Source organism: Pseudomonas sp. PS02302 (genome assembly GCF_029959585.1).
Taxonomy (GTDB): domain Bacteria; phylum Pseudomonadota; class Gammaproteobacteria; order Pseudomonadales; family Pseudomonadaceae; genus Chryseomonas; species Chryseomonas aestiva.
Window position 1 is genome coordinate 43,044 of the sequence record NZ_JASCON010000005.1, and the last position, 16,267, is coordinate 59,310.

Here is a 16,267-nt window from a genome sequence, read left to right on the forward strand (position 1 = left end):
GCCATGTTCGATCTATTTTTCAGGAAGAAAGCCCCACCCTCCGCGCCTGCAGGGCCCAGCAAACAGGGCTTCACCCAGCCGTCTGCAGGCCAGGATCTCCTGGCGCTACCCCGCCGGCAGAAGCTCATCGAGAACATCTGGCAGCGGACGTCGCTGTCCCGCGAGCAGTTCGCCTCACTCTATCGAGATCCTCTCGGGCGCTACGCTGATCTGGTCCAGCAGCTTCCAGCTTCGGAAAACCACCACCACGCCTATCCCGGGGGCCTGCTCGACCACGGGCTGGAGATCGTCGCCTACGCACTCAAGATCCGGCAGAACTACCTCCTCCCCATCGGCGCACCGCCTGAGTCACAAGCAGCTCAGGCCGAAGCTTGGTCAGCAGCGGTAGCCTACGGCGCCCTCCTCCACGACTTGGGCAAGATCGCCGTCGACATCGAGGTCGTCCTCGAGAACGGCAAGCCATGGCACCCCTGGCACGGTCGCATTGAGAAGCCCTACCGCTTCAGATACGTCAAAGGTCGCGACTACCAGCTTCATGGCGCTGCCTCAGCACTCATTTACTTCCAGGTGCTGCCGCCCCACGTGCTGGACTGGCTCAGTGGCTACCGCGAGCTATGGTCATCGCTGATCTTCGTCTTGGCCGGGCAATACCAGCATGCCGGCGTACTGGGCGAGATAATCGTCCAAGCAGATCAGGCGAGTGTCGCCCAGGAGCTCGGCGCCAACCCGCAACGTGCGATGGAAGCCCCCAAGAACACGATCCAGCGTCAACTGGCAGATGGGTTGCGCACCCTGGTCACTGAGAAATTCAAGCTGAACCAGCCAGATGGGCCCTCAGATGGGTGGCTGACCCAGGATGCGCTATGGCTCGTCAGCAAGCCTGCCTCAGACCAGCTGCGGGCACTGATGCTCTCCCAAGGCGTAGAAGGTATCCCAACGTCGAACGCCCCATTCTTCAACCTGATCCAGGACCAGGCCATCATCCAGGTCAACGCTCAGGACAAGGCTATCTGGAAGGCAACGATCGACACCGGCCACGGCTGGAAGAACACCTTCACCTTGCTCAAGGTCTCCCCTGCACTGATCTGGCCAGATCCAGCAGATCGACCCGCGCCCTTTTCAGGGACCCTCACTCTCGAGCAGACAGACGGTTCAGAGCCAGATCCACAAAGCCTGCAACAGTCGAGCGATATTACTCAGCCACTACTCCCGATAACACATACTGCGATAGCTGTCACAGCCTTCCAAAACCCCCCTCATTCCGAAACACTCCTGGCACCCGCATTCCAGACCAGTTCGGACACGATGGAAGACACGCTTGCCCTAGCCGATGACCTGTTCGGCGATATCACCCCGCCTGTAGCCAATGCAACGACACTACTGCTCCCAGCTGAAACCACCGCTGAGCGAGCTGATCCTCCTATCGAGCTCCAACAGGAGCTGGCCGTCATACCAATAGCACCTTCAGAACTTGGCCAAGCGTTCATGGATTGGGTTCGCCACGGCGTCCTTTCCCACAAGCTGGTGATCAACGACGCCAAGGCAATGATCCATACGGTCGACGGAACCGCATTCCTCGTAAGCCCAGGCTTACTCAAGCGCTACGCCCAAGAACATCCTGAGCTGCAGAAAGAGGCCAAGGAGCGAGGGATGGAATCCTGGCAACTGGTTCAGCGTGCATTCGAAAAGCTCAAGATCAACCGCAAGACCGCGGACAACCTCAACATCTGGACCTGCGACGTCGTAGGCCCGCGCAAATCCAAGTCCCTCAAGGGCTATCTGCTACAGGACCCCACCTTGATCTTTCCTCAGCCACCCTTCGACAACGCCAGTGTCCGTCTGCAGACCGGGGAGGCAGACGCATGAGGTTGAGTGAACTAGCGGAGTGGTATATCAGCGTGCAGGCGGATCTTCGCCCAGCCTCCAAGCGAGCGCTATGGGCCGCTACCAAGGCCATGATCAATCACTTCAAGGACGTAGACGTTGAGTCGGTCGAACACCAGCACGTGATCGATTGGCGCACTGCGCGAGTTGGGGTCAACCTAGAACGCAAAAGCTGGAACACCTATTCAAACAACATGAAGACGCTGTACCAACTGGCCATGGATGAAGAGGTCATCCAGCTCAGACGTAACCCCTTCCGCAAAACCGCAGTGAAGCTCATCAACAAGCCGAAGAAGACCCTCAGCCGCATTGTCATCGAGCAGGCACGTCTTTATCTGGATCAGCTCGAACGCGAAGAGAGGCTGACTCACAAGCGGGCGAAGGCGACGCCGGCCTGGTTCTGGCGGTGCGTATATGAGACCTACTGGAGCACAGGCATGCGCCTGAGCGCCCTTCTCCACATCCGGCCAATGGACGTTGACCTCTATAACAAGAAGATCACGGTCCGTGGTGAAACAGAGAAGACGTACCGGCAGTATCAGGTGCCCATCACCCACTCTCTGGAACCCTTCATTCGCAAGCTATGCGAAGCAGCACGACTCTCAGGCATTGGGCAACATGACCAGCTCTTCAACGTCAATCGCTTCTCGGATCACTATGAAAAGGAGGTTATGGATCCTGACCAGGTCGAGGCCTTCTACAAGAAGCTGACGGCAGCCGTGGGCACGCCGATCACGCCCCACCGGTTCCGGCATACCCTCGCTACCGACTTGATGAAGGAGAAGGATCGCAATCTCAACGTTGTGCAAACACTCCTCAACCACTCCAGCATCACCACCACCTTGGGCTACGTCGAGACAGACTTCGAGATCATGCGTGAGGTGATGACTGAGCGAGAATCCCGCGCGCGGCCGACCAGGATGGTGGCGAGGGTCGATGATGGCAGCAGTCGACATGCCCTTGACCGGGTGCGGCCGCAGCTGATCGAGGGGCCGGTCACTGAGACCGATATCCCTCAGATAGAGAATACGCCGCAGCGGATTACTGATCGTCCAGAACGTGTCAGAAAGACAGCTGCGATTTCCGAAAGACCTCTTTCAAGATCAACGACTGCGCGCCCAGAGGAGCACGATGCTTCGCAGCACAGGGCCTCGGCAACACATGAGACGACTGCTACAGGCGGGCCGAATCTTGAAGACATGCAGGAGCTCATGTCGGCCTTACTCCATCATCTGACTCAGGCGACAACGGTCCCTATACCTGCATTGGCGGGCATGGCGGCCCCAGGGCACCGGCCTACCACGGGCACTCTTAAACTACCCTCCCCTCAGCTGAGGGCTAGAGTAGGCCAAGGAATGCGTGGCAGCTGAGCCGAGCGTTCCGTACCCAACCTGCTACCGCTAGTCGGAATCTGTGACGCGCGTCTCAAGGGATAGCCGTGCGTGATCGATAGATCGTGCCTAGGATTTCCGCAGGCGCGCACGCAAAAGCGCACAGCCATGCGGGTTATGGCTGTGCGCTATCGCAAATTGACATCAAGAAGATGCGCAGCTATGTTTTGCGACAGACGGCTGCTGTCTGCGCTGCGCTGTATCTGCTTCTCCCCAGCAAACCTCTTCTCTCTGATTGGAAAAGGCTCACCAGGAACGAAATGGTGGGTCGTGTAGGATTCGAACCTACGACCAATTGGTTAAAAGCCAACTGCTCTACCAACTGAGCTAACGACCCAAATATGGTCGGGGTAGGGGGATTCGAACTCCCGACATCCTGCTCCCAAAGCAGGCGCGCTACCGGGCTGCGCTATACCCCGAGAATGGAAGTGGCTCCGCGACCTGGACTCGAACCAGGGACCCAATGATTAACAGTCATTTGCTCTACCGACTGAGCTATCGCGGAATTTCTCTCTTCCAACCCCTCTTACGTCAGTGCCTTTCGAGCTTTGCCGTAAGTGAGGTGCGCCATTTTACGGAAGTAGAAACAGACGTCAACACCTAGCCTGCTGTTTTTTCACAAATTTATCGGAAACGCCGGGCGACCCTGGGATCGCCCGGCCATTTCCTAGGCGAAGACGATCTCGTCGCCCTCCAGTCGGCCCTGGATTTGGCTGTTCGGCGCGAAGGCCCCGGACAGGATGCGCTGGGCCAGCGGGTTCTCGATCCAGCGCTGGATCGCCCGCTTGAGTGGACGTGCCCCATAGACCGGGTCGTAACCCACCGCGACCAGCTTGTCCAAGGCCTCCGGCGTCAGCTCTAGTTGCAGATCGCGTTCGGCCAGTCGCTGACGCAGGTGATGCAGCTGGATCTCGGCGATGCCGGCGATCTGCTCGCGCCCCAGGGGTTCGAACACCACCACCTCGTCGATACGGTTGATGAACTCGGGACGGAAATGACCCGCCACCGCGTCCATCACCGCCGCGCGCTGGGCATCGGGATCGCCCACCAGCTCCTGGATCTGCGCCGAGCCCAGGTTCGAGGTCATGACGATCACTGCATTGCGGAAGTCCACGGTACGCCCCTGGCTGTCGGTCAGGCGACCGTCATCCAGCACCTGCAGGAGGATGTTGAAGACGTCCGGATGCGCCTTTTCCACCTCGTCCAGCAGGACCACCGAATAGGGTTTGCGCCGTACGGCCTCGGTCAGGTAGCCGCCCTCCTCGTAGCCGACGTAGCCGGGCGGGGCACCGATCAGGCGAGCCACGGAGTGCTTCTCCATGAATTCGGACATGTCGATGCGCACCATGGCGTCTTCGGTATCGAAGAGGAATTCCGCCAACGACTTGCACAGCTCGGTCTTGCCCACCCCGGTCGGGCCGAGGAAGAGGAAGGAACCGCTGGGCTTGTTGGGGTCCGACAACCCGGCCCGCGAGCGGCGCACGGCGTTGGCCACGGCGGTGACCGCCTCGTCCTGGCCGATCACCCGGTTGTGCAGGGCCTCTTCCATGCGCAGCAGCTTGTCGCGCTCGCCTTCGAGCATCTTGCTGACCGGAATGCCGGTCCACTTGGAGACCACCTCGGCGATCTCGTCTTCGGTGACCTTGTTGCGCAGGAGCTGGTTGGCCGGCTTCTCGTGCTGGTCGACCATCTGCAGACTGCGCTCCAGATCAGGAATGGTGCCGTACTGCAGCTCGGCCATACGGTTGAGGTCACCCTTGCGGCGGGCGGCCTCCAGCTCGGTACGCGCCTGCTCGATGCGCTGCTGCAACTGGGCGGAATCCTGGACCTCGGCCTTTTCGGCTTTCCAGATTTCCTCCAGATCGGCGTATTCCTGTTCGAGGCGGGCAATGTCTTCGTCGAGTTTTTCCAGACGCTTGCGCGCGGCCTCGTCTTCTTCCTTCTTCAGCGCCTGACGTTCCACCTTGAGCTGGATCAGCCGGCGATCAAGGCGATCCAGGGCCTCCGGCTTGGAATCGATCTCCATGCGGATGCGGCTGGCGGCCTCGTCGATCAGGTCGATGGCCTTGTCCGGCAGCTGGCGGTCGGTGATGTAGCGATGGGACAACTTGGCCGCGGCGATGATGGCGCCATCGGTGATGGCCACCTTGTGGTGCACCTCGTAGCGCTCCTTGAGGCCCCGCAGGATGGCGATGGTGTCCTCTTCGCTTGGCTCGTCCACCAGTACCTTCTGAAAACGCCGCTCCAGGGCCGCGTCTTTCTCGATGTACTGGCGGTACTCGTCGAGGGTGGTGGCACCCACGCAATGCAGCTCGCCACGGGCCAGGGCCGGCTTGAGCATGTTGCCGGCATCCATGGCGCCCTCGGCCTTGCCGGCGCCGACCATGGTGTGCAGTTCGTCGATGAACAGGATGATGCGCCCTTCCTGCTTGCTCAGTTCGTTGAGCACGCCCTTGAGGCGCTCCTCGAATTCACCGCGGAACTTGGCGCCGGCGATCAGGGCACCCATGTCCAACGCCAGCAGGCGCTTGTCCTTGAGGCCGTCGGGTACTTCACCATTGATGATGCGCTGGGCCAGGCCCTCGGCGATGGCGGTCTTGCCGACGCCGGGTTCGCCGATCAGCACCGGGTTGTTCTTGGTGCGGCGCTGCAGGACCTGGATGGTGCGGCGGATCTCGTCGTCCCGACCGATCACCGGGTCGAGCTTGCCGTCCTCGGCGCGCTTGGTGAGATCGACGGTGAACTTGTCCAAGGCCTTGCGGCTGTCCTCGGCATTGGCGTCGTTGACCGCCTCGCCGCCGCGCAGGTTGTTGATGGCGTTCTCCAGCGCCTTGCGCGAGACGCCCTGCCCCAGCAGCAACTTGCCGAGGCGGGTGTTCTCGTCCATGGCGGCGAGCAGCACCAGCTCGCTGGAGATGAACTGGTCACCCTTCTGCTGGGCCAGGCGATCGGCCTGATTGAGCAGGCGCGCCAGATCCTGGGAAAGATTCACATCGCCGTTGGGATTCTGGATCTTGGGCAGCTTGTCCAGCTCTTCGGCAAGGGTCTTGCGCAGGCTGGCGAGGTCGAAGCCGACCTGCCGCAACAGTGGGGAAATGGAACCGCCCTGCTGTTCGAGCAGGGCAGAGAACAGGTGCAGCGGCTCGATGGCCGGATGGTCGTGGCCGACGGCCAGGGACTGGGCATCCGACAGGGCGAGCTGCAGTTTGCTGGTGAAACGGTCTATACGCATGGGCAAGGTCCTATCTGAAACGCGGGACAGCGCGACAGTGAGGCGCTTTCGATTACCCGCGGGAATGACCTTAAGATAGGGACGATGCGTAACGATTCAAGCCAGGGAGGCTTGACATCCCAAAAAAAGACCTAGGGCTTGATCCAGATCAGGCTGGCGAAGCGCCCGGTACGGGCAGCGCGCCGATAGGAAAAGAAACGCTGGTCATCGGCGAAGGTATCGAAGCCGCCACCATAGACCGCCGTGATGCCCTGAGCGGCGAGACGCAGACGAGCCAGGGCATAGAGATCGCCCAGGTACTTGTCCCCGCCCCTGGCCACGAAGCAGCGCTCGGCGTCGCCCTGCTGGGCGACAAAGGCCTCACGCACCTCGGCACCGACCTCGAAGCTGGCCGGACCAATGGCCGGGCCCAGCCAGACCAGTACCTCGGCGGGGGCCACCTCCAGACTGGCCGCGGCAGCTTCCAGCACGCCACCCGCCAGACCGCGCCAGCCGGCATGGGCCGCCGCGACGCGGGAGCCGTCACGCCGGCAGAACAGCGCCGGCAGACAGTCGGCGGTCATCATGGTCACCGCGACACCGGGCGTGGCCGTCCAGGCCGCATCGGCACGCAGCACCTGCGCAGGATCGGCTTCGACCACAGCGGTACCATGTACCTGTTCGAGCCAGGCCGGCTGACACCCCAGGGCCTCGCCCAGGCGTCGACGATTCTCGGCGACCGCCGCCGGCTCGTCACCGACGTGATTACCGAGGTTGAAGCTGGCGAAAGGCAGCTGACTGACCCCACCCAAACGGGTGGTGACGCGGGCCTGGACGCCGACCGGCGCCGGCCAGTCCGGCCGCAGCCAGTCGGCGCCGATCATTCGAAGGATTCCCGGTCCTGGCGCAGCAGATCCAGCAGCCAGACAAAATCCTCGGGCAGCGGCGACTCCCAGCGCAGGCGCTCACCGGTCACCGGATGATCCAGTTCGAGGAAGCGCGCGTGCAGCGCCTGGCGCGGAAATTCGCGCAGGGTCTTGATCAGGGTCGGATTGGTCGCCGGCGGGATCTTGAAGCGCCCGCCATAGACCGGATCGCCCACCAGCGGAAAACCGACGTGGGTCATGTGCACACGGATCTGGTGGGTACGCCCGGTTTCCAGCTTGACCCGGGTATGGGTATAGGCGCGGAACCGCTCCAGCACCCGGTAGTGACTGACAGCGGGCTTGCCGCCGGCGATCACCGCCATCTGCTGGCGACGCTGGGAATGACGGCCGATGGGCGCATTGACCGTGCCGCCGGCGACGATCACCCCGGCGACGACGGCTTCATAGATGCGGCTCACCGAGCGTGCCTGCAACTGGGCGACCAGATGGGTATGGGCTTCCAGGGTCTTGGCCACCACCATGAGTCCGGTGGTGTCCTTGTCCAGGCGATGGACGATGCCGGCACGCGGCACGCTCTCCAAGCCGGGCACGTGGTGCAGCAGGGCGTTGAGCAGGGTGCCATCGGCATGGCCGGCGGCCGGATGCACCACCAGCCCGGCCGGCTTGTCGAGCACCAGCAGGTGATCGTCTTCGTAGACGATGTCCAGCTCGATGTCCTGGGCCACCCATTCGCCCTGGGCCTCGCGTTCGGCTCGCAGCGCCAGCTGGGCGCCACCATGGACGGTGTCGCGCGGGCGCAACACGGCGCCGTCGACGGTCAGGCTGCCGTCCTTGATCCAGGCGGCGAGACGCGAGCGGGAGTGTTCGGCGAACAGCTGGGCAGCGACCTGATCGAGGCGCTGACCACCCAGTTCGTAGGGGACTTCGGCATTGAGAACGATGGATTCGGACATGGATCTGCGCGGGCAATGGCGGGGCTTTTGGAATCGGCCCGACCCTGTGGTTAAATACGGCGACTTTTTTGCCCCGGCATTCCGGGTCGATCATCATAACAGGACGGTTCCGGCCCCGTCACAGGCTAGGTGAGTGCTCTCCGCGCTCATCCCTGCACCGCCGACCGTTTCGGGGAATCCAAGCCGCCATGCAATTGAAGCACCTGCTGCTGGTCACCAGCCTAGTCCTCACCGCCGCCTGCTCCTCGAAAGCGCCCGAGGTTCCGGAAAATCTGCCGGAGGGCGAGCTCTATACCCAGGCTCAGCGCGATATCTCCAACAGCAGCTACACGGATGCCATCAGCAAGCTGAAGGCCCTGGAGTCGCGGTATCCCTTCGGTCGCTATGCCGAACAGGCCCAGCTCGAGCTGATCTACGCCAACTACAAGAACGGCGAGCCGGAAGCGGCGCGCACGGCGGCGGATCGCTTCATCCGGCTGCATCCGCAGCACCCGAACGTCGACTACGCCTACTACATGAAGGGCGTGTCCTCCTTCGAACAGGATCGCGGTCTGCTGGCGCGCTTCCTGCCGCTGGACATGACCAAGCGTGATCCGGGCGCGGCGCGCGATTCCTTCAACGACTTCGCCCAGTTCACCAGCCGCTTCCCCAACAGCCGTTACGCCCCGGACGCCAAGGCGCGCATGGTCTATCTGCGCAACCTGCTGGCGGCCTACGACGTGCACGTCGGCCACTACTACCTGACCCGCAAGGCCTACGTGGCCGCCGCCAACCGCGGTCGCTACGTGGTCGAGAACTTCCAGGGCACCCCGTCCGTGGGTGACGGCCTGGCGATCATGACCGAAGCCTACAAGCACCTGGGGCTCAACGACCTGGCGGCCACCAGCCTGGAAACCCTCAAGCTCAACTACCCGGACAACGTCAGCCTCAAGGATGGCGAATTCCAGCTGCGCGAGCCGGACGACAAGGATCAGCAGCGCTCCTGGCTGACCCGTGCGACCCTGGGCCTGATCGATCGCCCGAGCGATCCGCTGCCGCCCGGCGAGACCCGCGCCAGCCAGGACATCCAGCGCAAGTACCAGGAAGAGCGTGACAACCTGGCGCCCGAGCTGCGCATCGTCGACCCGGCCGAGGCCGAGAAGGCCGGTGGCGCGACGCCGGCGCCGGCCAAGCGTTCCTGGTTCAGCCGCCTGACCTTCGGTCTGTTCGACTGATTCCGCGCCGGACCTGAAAAGGGGAAGCCAGTGGCTTCCCTTTTTTATTGCGCCGGAAGCGGCGAGCTAGTCGCCGATGCGCCAGCCCGAGGTGATCGGATAGCGCCGGTCACGCCCGAAACCGCGCTGGGTGACCCGGGCGCCTACCGCCGCCTGGCGCCGCTTGTATTCGTTGAGGTCCACCAGGCGCAGCACCCTGCGCACCGTTTCTTCGTCGAAGCCGGCGGCGACGATATCCACCGCCGAGAGATCCTGCTCGACATACAGGCGCAGGATCTCGTCGAGCACCGGATAGGGCGGCAGCGAGTCCTCGTCCTTCTGGTCGGGCGACAGCTCGGCCGACGGCGGGCGGTCGATCACCCGTTGCGGAATCACCTCGCCAGCGCGATTGCGGTACTCGCAGAGGCGGAACACCAGGGTCTTGGGCACATCCTTGAGCACGTCGAAGCCGCCGGCCATGTCGCCATAGAGGGTGGCGTAACCGACGGCCATCTCGCTCTTGTTGCCGGTGGTGAGCACCAGATAGCCCTTCTTGTTGGAAATGGCCATCAGCAGGGTCCCGCGGCAGCGCGCCTGCAGATTCTCCTCGGTGGCATCCCGCCCAAGCCCGGCGAATTCGCCGGCCAGGGTCTCCTGGAAGGCCTCGACCATGGGCGCGATGGGCAGCACGCTGTAGCGCACCCCCAGGGTCCGCGCCTCGGCTTCGGCGTCTTCCAGACTGATCTGGGCGGTGTAGTGGTAGGGCATCATCACCGCCTCCACCTGCTCCGCGCCCAGCGCATCCGCGGCGACCGCCAGCACCAGGGCCGAATCGATACCACCGGACAGCCCCAGTACCACACCCTTGAAGCCGTTCTTGCGCACGTAGTCGCGTACCCCGAGCACCAGGGCGTCATAGACGCTGGCCTCCAGCGAGGCGACGGGAGCGAGTACGGCCGGCTGCGGTTGCAGAGCCTCCTCGAAGATGACCGGATAGAGCCCCTCGACGAAGGCCGGCGCGCGCTGGCTGACCTGCCCCCGGGCATCGACCACGAAGGAGTGGCCGTCGAACACCAGTTCGTCCTGGCCACCCACCTGGTTGACGTAGACCACCGGCATGTTGCCTTCGCGGGCACGTTCGCCCACCACCGCCTCGCGCTCGCACTGCTTGCCGCCGTGGAAGGGTGAGGCATTGAGGTTGAGCATCAGCCGCGCCCCGGCCGCGCGTGCCTTGGCCATGGGCTCGGCGAACCAGATGTCTTCGCAGATGGTGACGCCGATGGGCACGCCCTGGTAAGCGAACACCGCGGCACTGTCGCCCGGCTCGAAATAACGCTTCTCGTCGAACACCCGATAGTTGGGCAGCTGCTGCTTGCGATAGAAGGTTAGCTCGGCGCCATCGCGATAGACCGCGCAGGCGTTGTAGCGCCGTCCCTCCTCCAGCCAGGGAAAACCCACCAGCACATGGATACCGGCAATCTCCTGGCGGATCCGCTGCAAGGCCTGCTCGATGCGGCGCTGCATGCTCGAGCGCAGCAGCAGGTCCTCCGGGGGATAGCCGCACAGCGACAATTCCGGGAAGACGATGAGATCGCCGTGCAAGTCATCCCGGGCCTCCTGGGCCGCGGCGATGATCCGATCCACATTGCCGTGGATGTCGCCGACCTTGAGGTTCACTTGCGCCATCACGACGTTCAGCAGCTGACTCATGCACTCTTCCTTGCCCGATTGATCGGAGCATTTTCCCGCAAGCGGCGAAGCGCGACAATCGATGCCATGCGGGGCTCACCGGCTGCGGCGGCCCTGCTAAACTCCACCCTCCTTCACGCTGCGAGATCGCCATGGGTCTGCTTCGCCTGCTGTTGTGGCTCGTCCTCCTGGGCGCGCTGTTCTGGATGATCAGACGCTGGTGGCGCGGCAAGACGCAGACGCCCGCTGCCAAGGCGCCCACGCTGCCGCCCAATGCCATGGTGCGCTGTGCCCATTGCGGCGTGCATGTGCCCCAGGCAAGAGCCCTGGCCGATGGCGAAGGCCAGCGCTGGTATTGCAGCGCCGAACACCGCCGGTTGCAGCATGAGCGCCGCGACTGATCCAGGCACCCTGAGAGCCGACGCGGTCCTGCGGCTCTATCATCTCTATCGCATCGTCATCGGCCTGGCGCTGGTGGTGCTGATTTCCAGCGACCTGGATCAGCACTGGCTGCGCACCGTCGACGGCCAACTGTTCCGCCAGGCCAGCTGGGCCTACCTCGCCATCAACGCCGTGCTGGCGGTCGGCCAACGGTTGTTGCGTGGCCGCGCCTTTACCCTGGCACTGATCGACATCCTCGCCCTGGGCGGCCTGTTCTTCCTGGCCGGCGGCATCGCCAGCGGCATGGGCAGCCTGCTGGTGGTGACCGTCGGGGTGTCCAACGTCCTGATCCGTGGCCGCCGCGGTCTGCTGATCGCGGCCCTGGCCGCCATCGCCCTGCTGCTGGCGACCAGCTATCTCGACCTGCGCCGCGGCGACAGCGGCAGTGGCTATGTGCAGGCGGCGGGCCTGGGCACCCTCTGCTTCGCCACGGCCCTGCTGGTGCAGGGCCTGGTCCGGCGGCTGCTGGACAGCCAGGCATTGGCCGAAACCCGCGCCACCGCCGTGGCCGAACTGGAAGCCCTCAACGCCCTCATCCTCGAACGCATGCGGACCGGCATCCTGGTGTTCGATGCCGAATACCAGGTGCTACTGGTGAATCCGGCAGCCCGCCGCCTGCTGGGGGTGGACGACGAGGGCACCATCGCCCCCCTGGCACTGGGGCTCGCCCAGCGCCTCGAGGAATGGGAGCGCAATCCCAGTATCCGGCCCGCGCCCTGGCGCGCCTATGCCAACGGCCCCCTATTGCAACCCAGCTTCGCCCGTTTGCAGCAGGGCGAGGGCGAGCGGGTGCTGACCTTTCTCGAAGACGTCTCACGCATCGCCCAGCAGGCCCAGCAACTCAAGCTCGCCTCCCTCGGCCGTCTCACTGCCGGCATCGCCCACGAGATCCGCAATCCGCTGGGCGCCATCAGTCACGCCGCGCAACTGCTGCAGGAATCCGAAGAACTGACCACGCCGGATCGGCGCCTGGCGCAGATCATCCAGGACCAGTCGCGGCGGATGAACCGGGTGGTGGAAAACGTCCTGCAGCTGTCTCGCCGCCAGCAGGCCGCCCCCCAGCTGATCGATCTGCGCTACTGGGCGCACCGTTTCGCCGGGGAGCTGCGCCCTACCCTGCCCGCCGGCCAGACGCTGCACGTCAAGACCGAGCCGGGTACCCTGCAGACGCACATGGATCCTCACCAGCTGGGCCAGATCCTGACCAACCTGGTGCAGAACGGCCTGCGCTACAGCTGCCAGAAGCACGGCATCGGTCAGGTCTGGCTCAGCACCTACCGCGATCCGGAAAGCGACCTGCCCATCCTCGAGGTGGTCGACGACGGAGCCGGCGTCGCCGCCGAGCAGCTCGACCACCTGTTCGAGCCCTTCTTCACCACCGAAAACAAGGGGACCGGGCTGGGCCTGTACATCTCCCGCGAGCTTTGCGAGAGCAACCAGGCCAGACTTGGCTATCATCCCTTGGCGAATGGCAGCTGTTTTCGCATCACCTTCGCCCATCCCCGCACAATGAGCTGAGCATGGCCCGACAGAAAGTCCTGATCGTCGACGATGAACCCGATATCCGCGAACTCCTGGAGATCACCCTGGGGCGGATGAAACTCGACACCGCCAGCGCCAAGAACATCGCCGACGCCCGGGCCATCCTCGAACGGGAAAGCTTCGACCTCTGCCTGACCGACATGCGCCTGCCCGACGGCTCGGGACTGGACCTGATCCAGTTCATCCAGCAGCGCTTTCCGCAACTGCCGGTAGCCATGATCACCGCCTTCGGCAGTCTGGAAACCGCGGTCCAGGCGCTCAAGGCCGGTGCTTTCGACTACCTCACCAAGCCGGTCGACCTGCCGCGCCTGCGCGAGCTGGTGGGCACCGCCCTGCGGCTGTCCGGGCCTGCCCCGGCAGCGGCCGGCGCCAGCGAAACCCAGCTGCTCGGCGAATCGCCGCCCATGCGCGCCCTGCGGGGCCAGATCGCCAAGCTGGCGCGCAGCCAGGCGCCGGTCTACATCAGTGGGGAATCGGGCAGCGGCAAGGAGCGGGTGGCACGACTGATCCATGAGCAGGGTCCGCGCGCGGGCCGCCCTTTCGTCCCGGTCAACTGCGGCGCCATCCCCTCGGAATTGGTGGAGAGCGAATTCTTCGGCCACCGCAAAGGCAGCTTCACCGGCGCCATCGAGGACAAGCAGGGCCTGTTCCAAGCAGCCCAGGGCGGCACCCTCTTTCTCGACGAGGTGGCCGACCTGCCGCTGCCGATGCAGGTCAAGCTCCTGCGCGCCATCCAGGAAAAGGCCGTGCGCCCGGTAGGCAGCCAGCAAGAGCTCAGCCTGGACGTGCGCATTCTCAGCGCCACCCACCGGGATCTCGCCGCTGAGGTCGCCGCCGGGACCTTCCGCCAGGATCTCTACTACCGCCTCAACGTCATCGAACTGCAGGTGCCAGCCCTGCGCGAGCGCCGCGAAGACATCGGCGCCCTGGCCAGCCACATGCTCGAACGTCTGGCGCGCGATTCCGGCCTGGCCGCGGCCACGCTGGGCGACGATGCCCTGGCCAAGCTCAAGAGCTACAGATTCCCCGGCAACGTGCGGGAACTGGAAAACATGCTGGAGCGGGCCTACACCCTCTGCGACGGCGACGTCATCCGCCCGGCCGATCTGCGCCTGGCCGATGCGCCGGCGGCCACCGCCACTGGCGAAGCCAGCCTGGCCAATATCGCCAATCTCGAAGACCACCTGGAATCCATCGAGCGCCAGCTGATCATGCAGGCGCTCGAAGAGACCCGCTGGAATCGCACCGCTGCCGCGGAACGCCTGGGCCTCTCCTTCCGGTCGATGCGCTACCGCCTGAAAAAGCTCGGCATCGACTGATCAGCCCACCGCCAGCCGCGTGCCTGGCGCATAGGGCGCCGGATCGATGATCGGCGTGCGTTCGGTGAGCAGATCGGTCAGCAATTGGCAGGAGGCCGGTGCCAGCACCAGGCCATTGCGATAGTGCCCGCAGTTGAGCCACAGGCCGGGCAGCTCGGGCACCGGCCCGATGAAGGGCACGCCATCCGGCGACCCTGGCCGCAGTCCTGCCCAGTGCCCCACCGGCGCCTGGCCGGCCAGCGCCGGCAGCAACTCGGCGGCCGAGGCCTGCAAACTGGCCAGTGCCTCGGCGGTTGGGGTCTTGTCGAATTCGGCGTGCTCCAGGGTGCTGCCGATGAGGATATGACCATCGCGCCGCGGAATGGCGTAGCGCCCCTTGGCCAGCACCATGCTGGTCAGAAAGCCCACCGGCTGGCGATACAGCAGCATCTGCCCCTTCACCGGCCGCACCGGCACCGCCAGCCCCAGACTCTGCAGCAACTCACCGCTCCAGGCCCCCGCACACACCACCACGGACTCGGCGTGGATGGCCTCGCGCGCGGTCTGCACGCCCACCACGCGCTCGCCCTGGCGCAGGAAGCCGGTCACCGGCGACTCGCTCACCAGCGTCACATTCGGCATGCGCAGCAAGGCTTCGCGCAGAGAGCGCACCAGCCGGGGATTGCGTACATTGGCCACCCCCGCCATGAAGACCGCCCGTTCATAGCCTGGTCCCAGCACCGGCACCCGCTGCCGCACCTCCGCGACCGATACCGCCGCCAGCGGCCGCACATTACGCCGTGCCCAATCCAGCGCCTCGGCCTCGTCCTCCAGATCGAGCCAGTACAGCCCGGTCACCTCAACCTCGGGGTCCACCCCCGTTTCCTGCCGCAACCGTTCCCCCAGCACCGGATAGAAATCCTGCGACCAGTGCGCCAGCGCCGTCACCGCCGGCTGATAACGCCAGGGGTACAGCGGCGAAACGATCCCGCCACCAGCCCAGGACGCCTCCCGCCCCGGCTCGCCACGCTCGACCACCACCACCCGCCGACCGCTCAAGGACAGGCAATAGGCCGACATAAGCCCTAGCGCACCCGCCCCGACCACCGCTGCATCAAAGATCACGTCACACCTCTACATCCTGCAATTGACTGTTCCGCCGTCTTGGCGCAAAACGGCTAGCGCGGCCAGGAAGGCCGCCTACCCACAAGGACGTCAACATGACCTATCGCATCGCGCGAGGCTTCAGCCTCTTCGAATCCCTGATCTGCCTCAGCGTGCTGAGCATCGTCGCTTCCCTCGCCATTCCCGCCTTTGGTGGAATACTGCAGCGCAATCGTCAGCAGCTCGCCATTCAACAACTCAGGGAGACGGTCAACTTCGCACGGGCGGCTGCCATCAACGGCGCTGGCAGCGTGTCCATCTGTCATGCACCGGCAGGTGACTGCGACAGCTCGAATCTCTGGTCGGTCACCACGCGGGTCTTCCGCGACTGGGATCGCGACGGCCTTCAGTCAGCCGAGGAGCCCACCCTGCTGACCAGTCAGCTCCCCGACGGCCTGCACTGGCGCTGGAACAATTTCCGTACGCTACCTCATCTGACGTTTTTGAACAGCGGCGTGACCAACGCCCTGAACGGCAGCTTCATCCTCTGCCAGGGCACCGAGCCGCGCGCACGACTGGTCCTGAACAAGGCCGGACGGATCGAGACCGCGGATCTTCGCGACAGCGATCGCTGCGCCTGAACCCCCTGACCAGACACCTTCCCGTTTCGACCG

Annotated in this window: 12 protein-coding genes and 3 tRNA genes; 7 read left to right on the forward strand and 8 right to left on the reverse strand. The window is 64.3% G+C overall.

The window, feature by feature from the left end:
- Positions 1-3: 3 nt before the first annotated feature.
- Together mobH and QMX82_RS03125 are read left to right on the forward strand one after the other, a co-directional pair.
- Positions 4-1,866, forward strand: a complete 1,863-nt coding sequence (mobH, locus tag QMX82_RS03120) for a MobH family relaxase (RefSeq protein ID WP_282281207.1) — start codon at positions 4-6, stop codon at positions 1,864-1,866.
- Entirely contained in the window at positions 1,863-3,254 is a 1,392-nt protein-coding gene (locus tag QMX82_RS03125; RefSeq protein WP_282281209.1) for a tyrosine-type recombinase/integrase, read from the forward strand. The genes mobH and QMX82_RS03125 overlap by 4 nt, the downstream gene beginning before the upstream one ends.
- Before the next feature lie 282 nt (positions 3,255-3,536).
- On the opposite strand, the gene QMX82_RS03130 is transcribed toward QMX82_RS03125, so the two are convergent.
- From QMX82_RS03130 to rluD, 6 genes are all read right to left on the reverse strand, one after another.
- Positions 3,537-3,612 (reverse strand) — tRNA-Lys (locus tag QMX82_RS03130).
- Between the two features lie 5 nt (positions 3,613-3,617).
- A tRNA-Pro gene (locus QMX82_RS03135) sits at positions 3,618-3,694 on the reverse strand.
- A 10-nt stretch (positions 3,695-3,704) separates the two neighbouring features.
- Positions 3,705-3,780: transfer RNA gene (locus tag QMX82_RS03140), tRNA-Asn, on the reverse strand.
- Positions 3,781-3,942: 162 nt separating this feature from the next.
- Positions 3,943-6,507, reverse strand: coding sequence for an ATP-dependent chaperone ClpB (gene clpB, locus QMX82_RS03145; RefSeq protein ID WP_282281211.1), 2,565 nt, complete (start codon positions 6,505-6,507; stop codon positions 3,943-3,945).
- A gap of 131 nt (positions 6,508-6,638) precedes the next feature.
- Positions 6,639-7,370 (reverse strand): peptidoglycan editing factor PgeF, encoded by a 732-nt coding sequence (gene pgeF, locus QMX82_RS03150; protein ID WP_282281213.1) that lies wholly within the window; start codon positions 7,368-7,370, stop codon positions 6,639-6,641.
- Positions 7,367-8,326: a 23S rRNA pseudouridine(1911/1915/1917) synthase RluD gene (gene rluD, locus QMX82_RS03155; protein ID WP_208692756.1), complete on the reverse strand. Its 960-nt coding sequence runs from the start codon at positions 8,324-8,326 to the stop codon at positions 7,367-7,369. Before rluD ends, pgeF begins: the two co-directional genes overlap by 4 nt.
- A 188-nt stretch (positions 8,327-8,514) precedes the next feature.
- Between rluD and QMX82_RS03160 the strand changes: the two genes are divergently transcribed.
- Positions 8,515-9,540, forward strand: a complete 1,026-nt coding sequence (locus QMX82_RS03160; protein ID WP_007160812.1) for an outer membrane protein assembly factor BamD — start codon at positions 8,515-8,517, stop codon at positions 9,538-9,540.
- A 66-nt stretch (positions 9,541-9,606) separates the two neighbouring features.
- On the opposite strand, the gene QMX82_RS03165 is transcribed toward QMX82_RS03160, so the two are convergent.
- A complete protein-coding gene (locus QMX82_RS03165) occupies positions 9,607-11,229 on the reverse strand; it encodes an NAD+ synthase (protein WP_282281230.1) in 1,623 nt (540 codons plus the stop codon).
- A 131-nt stretch (positions 11,230-11,360) separates the two neighbouring features.
- Here QMX82_RS03165 and QMX82_RS03170 point away from each other — a divergent pair, with 131 nt between their 5' ends.
- The 3 genes from QMX82_RS03170 to QMX82_RS03180 are packed head-to-tail and all read left to right on the forward strand — an operon-like array spanning position 11,361 to position 14,510.
- Positions 11,361-11,609: a PP0621 family protein gene (locus tag QMX82_RS03170; RefSeq protein WP_133861299.1), complete on the forward strand. Its 249-nt coding sequence runs from the start codon at positions 11,361-11,363 to the stop codon at positions 11,607-11,609.
- Positions 11,593-13,167 carry a sensor histidine kinase gene (locus QMX82_RS03175; protein WP_282281237.1) on the forward strand — a complete coding sequence of 525 codons (1,575 nt, stop codon included), beginning with the start codon at positions 11,593-11,595 and terminating at the stop codon, positions 13,165-13,167. Before QMX82_RS03170 ends, QMX82_RS03175 begins: the two co-directional genes overlap by 17 nt.
- Before the next feature lie 2 nt (positions 13,168-13,169).
- Positions 13,170-14,510: a sigma-54-dependent transcriptional regulator gene (locus tag QMX82_RS03180; protein ID WP_282281238.1), complete on the forward strand. Its 1,341-nt coding sequence runs from the start codon at positions 13,170-13,172 to the stop codon at positions 14,508-14,510.
- Here the strand turns inward: QMX82_RS03180 and thiO are convergent, their stop codons facing one another.
- The gene (gene thiO / locus QMX82_RS03185; protein ID WP_282281240.1) at positions 14,511-15,614 is read right to left on the reverse strand and encodes a glycine oxidase ThiO; all 1,104 of its coding nucleotides are present in this window, start codon (positions 15,612-15,614) and stop codon (positions 14,511-14,513) included. It abuts the gene before it with no gap.
- A 95-nt stretch (positions 15,615-15,709) separates the two neighbouring features.
- On the opposite strand from thiO, the gene QMX82_RS03190 reads away from it, so the two are divergent.
- On the forward strand, positions 15,710-16,234 hold the full coding sequence (locus QMX82_RS03190; RefSeq protein ID WP_208692774.1) for a GspH/FimT family pseudopilin: 525 nt from the start codon (positions 15,710-15,712) through the stop codon (positions 16,232-16,234).
- The last annotated feature ends 33 nt before the right edge of the window (positions 16,235-16,267 follow it).

Coding starts and splice junctions, on each gene's coding strand:
- mobH (WP_282281207.1), top strand. CDS start 4: ATGTTCGATCTATTTTTCAGGAAGAAAGCCCCACCCTCCGCGCCTGCA.
- QMX82_RS03125 (WP_282281209.1), top strand. CDS start 1,863: ATGAGGTTGAGTGAACTAGCGGAGTGGTATATCAGCGTGCAGGCGGAT.
- clpB (WP_282281211.1), bottom strand. CDS start 6,507: ATGCGTATAGACCGTTTCACCAGCAAACTGCAGCTCGCCCTGTCGGAT.
- pgeF (WP_282281213.1), bottom strand. CDS start 7,370: ATGATCGGCGCCGACTGGCTGCGGCCGGACTGGCCGGCGCCGGTCGGC.
- rluD (WP_208692756.1), bottom strand. CDS start 8,326: ATGTCCGAATCCATCGTTCTCAATGCCGAAGTCCCCTACGAACTGGGT.
- QMX82_RS03160 (WP_007160812.1), top strand. CDS start 8,515: ATGCAATTGAAGCACCTGCTGCTGGTCACCAGCCTAGTCCTCACCGCC.
- QMX82_RS03165 (WP_282281230.1), bottom strand. CDS start 11,229: ATGAGTCAGCTGCTGAACGTCGTGATGGCGCAAGTGAACCTCAAGGTC.
- QMX82_RS03170 (WP_133861299.1), top strand. CDS start 11,361: ATGGGTCTGCTTCGCCTGCTGTTGTGGCTCGTCCTCCTGGGCGCGCTG.
- QMX82_RS03175 (WP_282281237.1), top strand. CDS start 11,593: ATGAGCGCCGCGACTGATCCAGGCACCCTGAGAGCCGACGCGGTCCTG.
- QMX82_RS03180 (WP_282281238.1), top strand. CDS start 13,170: ATGGCCCGACAGAAAGTCCTGATCGTCGACGATGAACCCGATATCCGC.
- QMX82_RS03190 (WP_208692774.1), top strand. CDS start 15,710: ATGACCTATCGCATCGCGCGAGGCTTCAGCCTCTTCGAATCCCTGATC.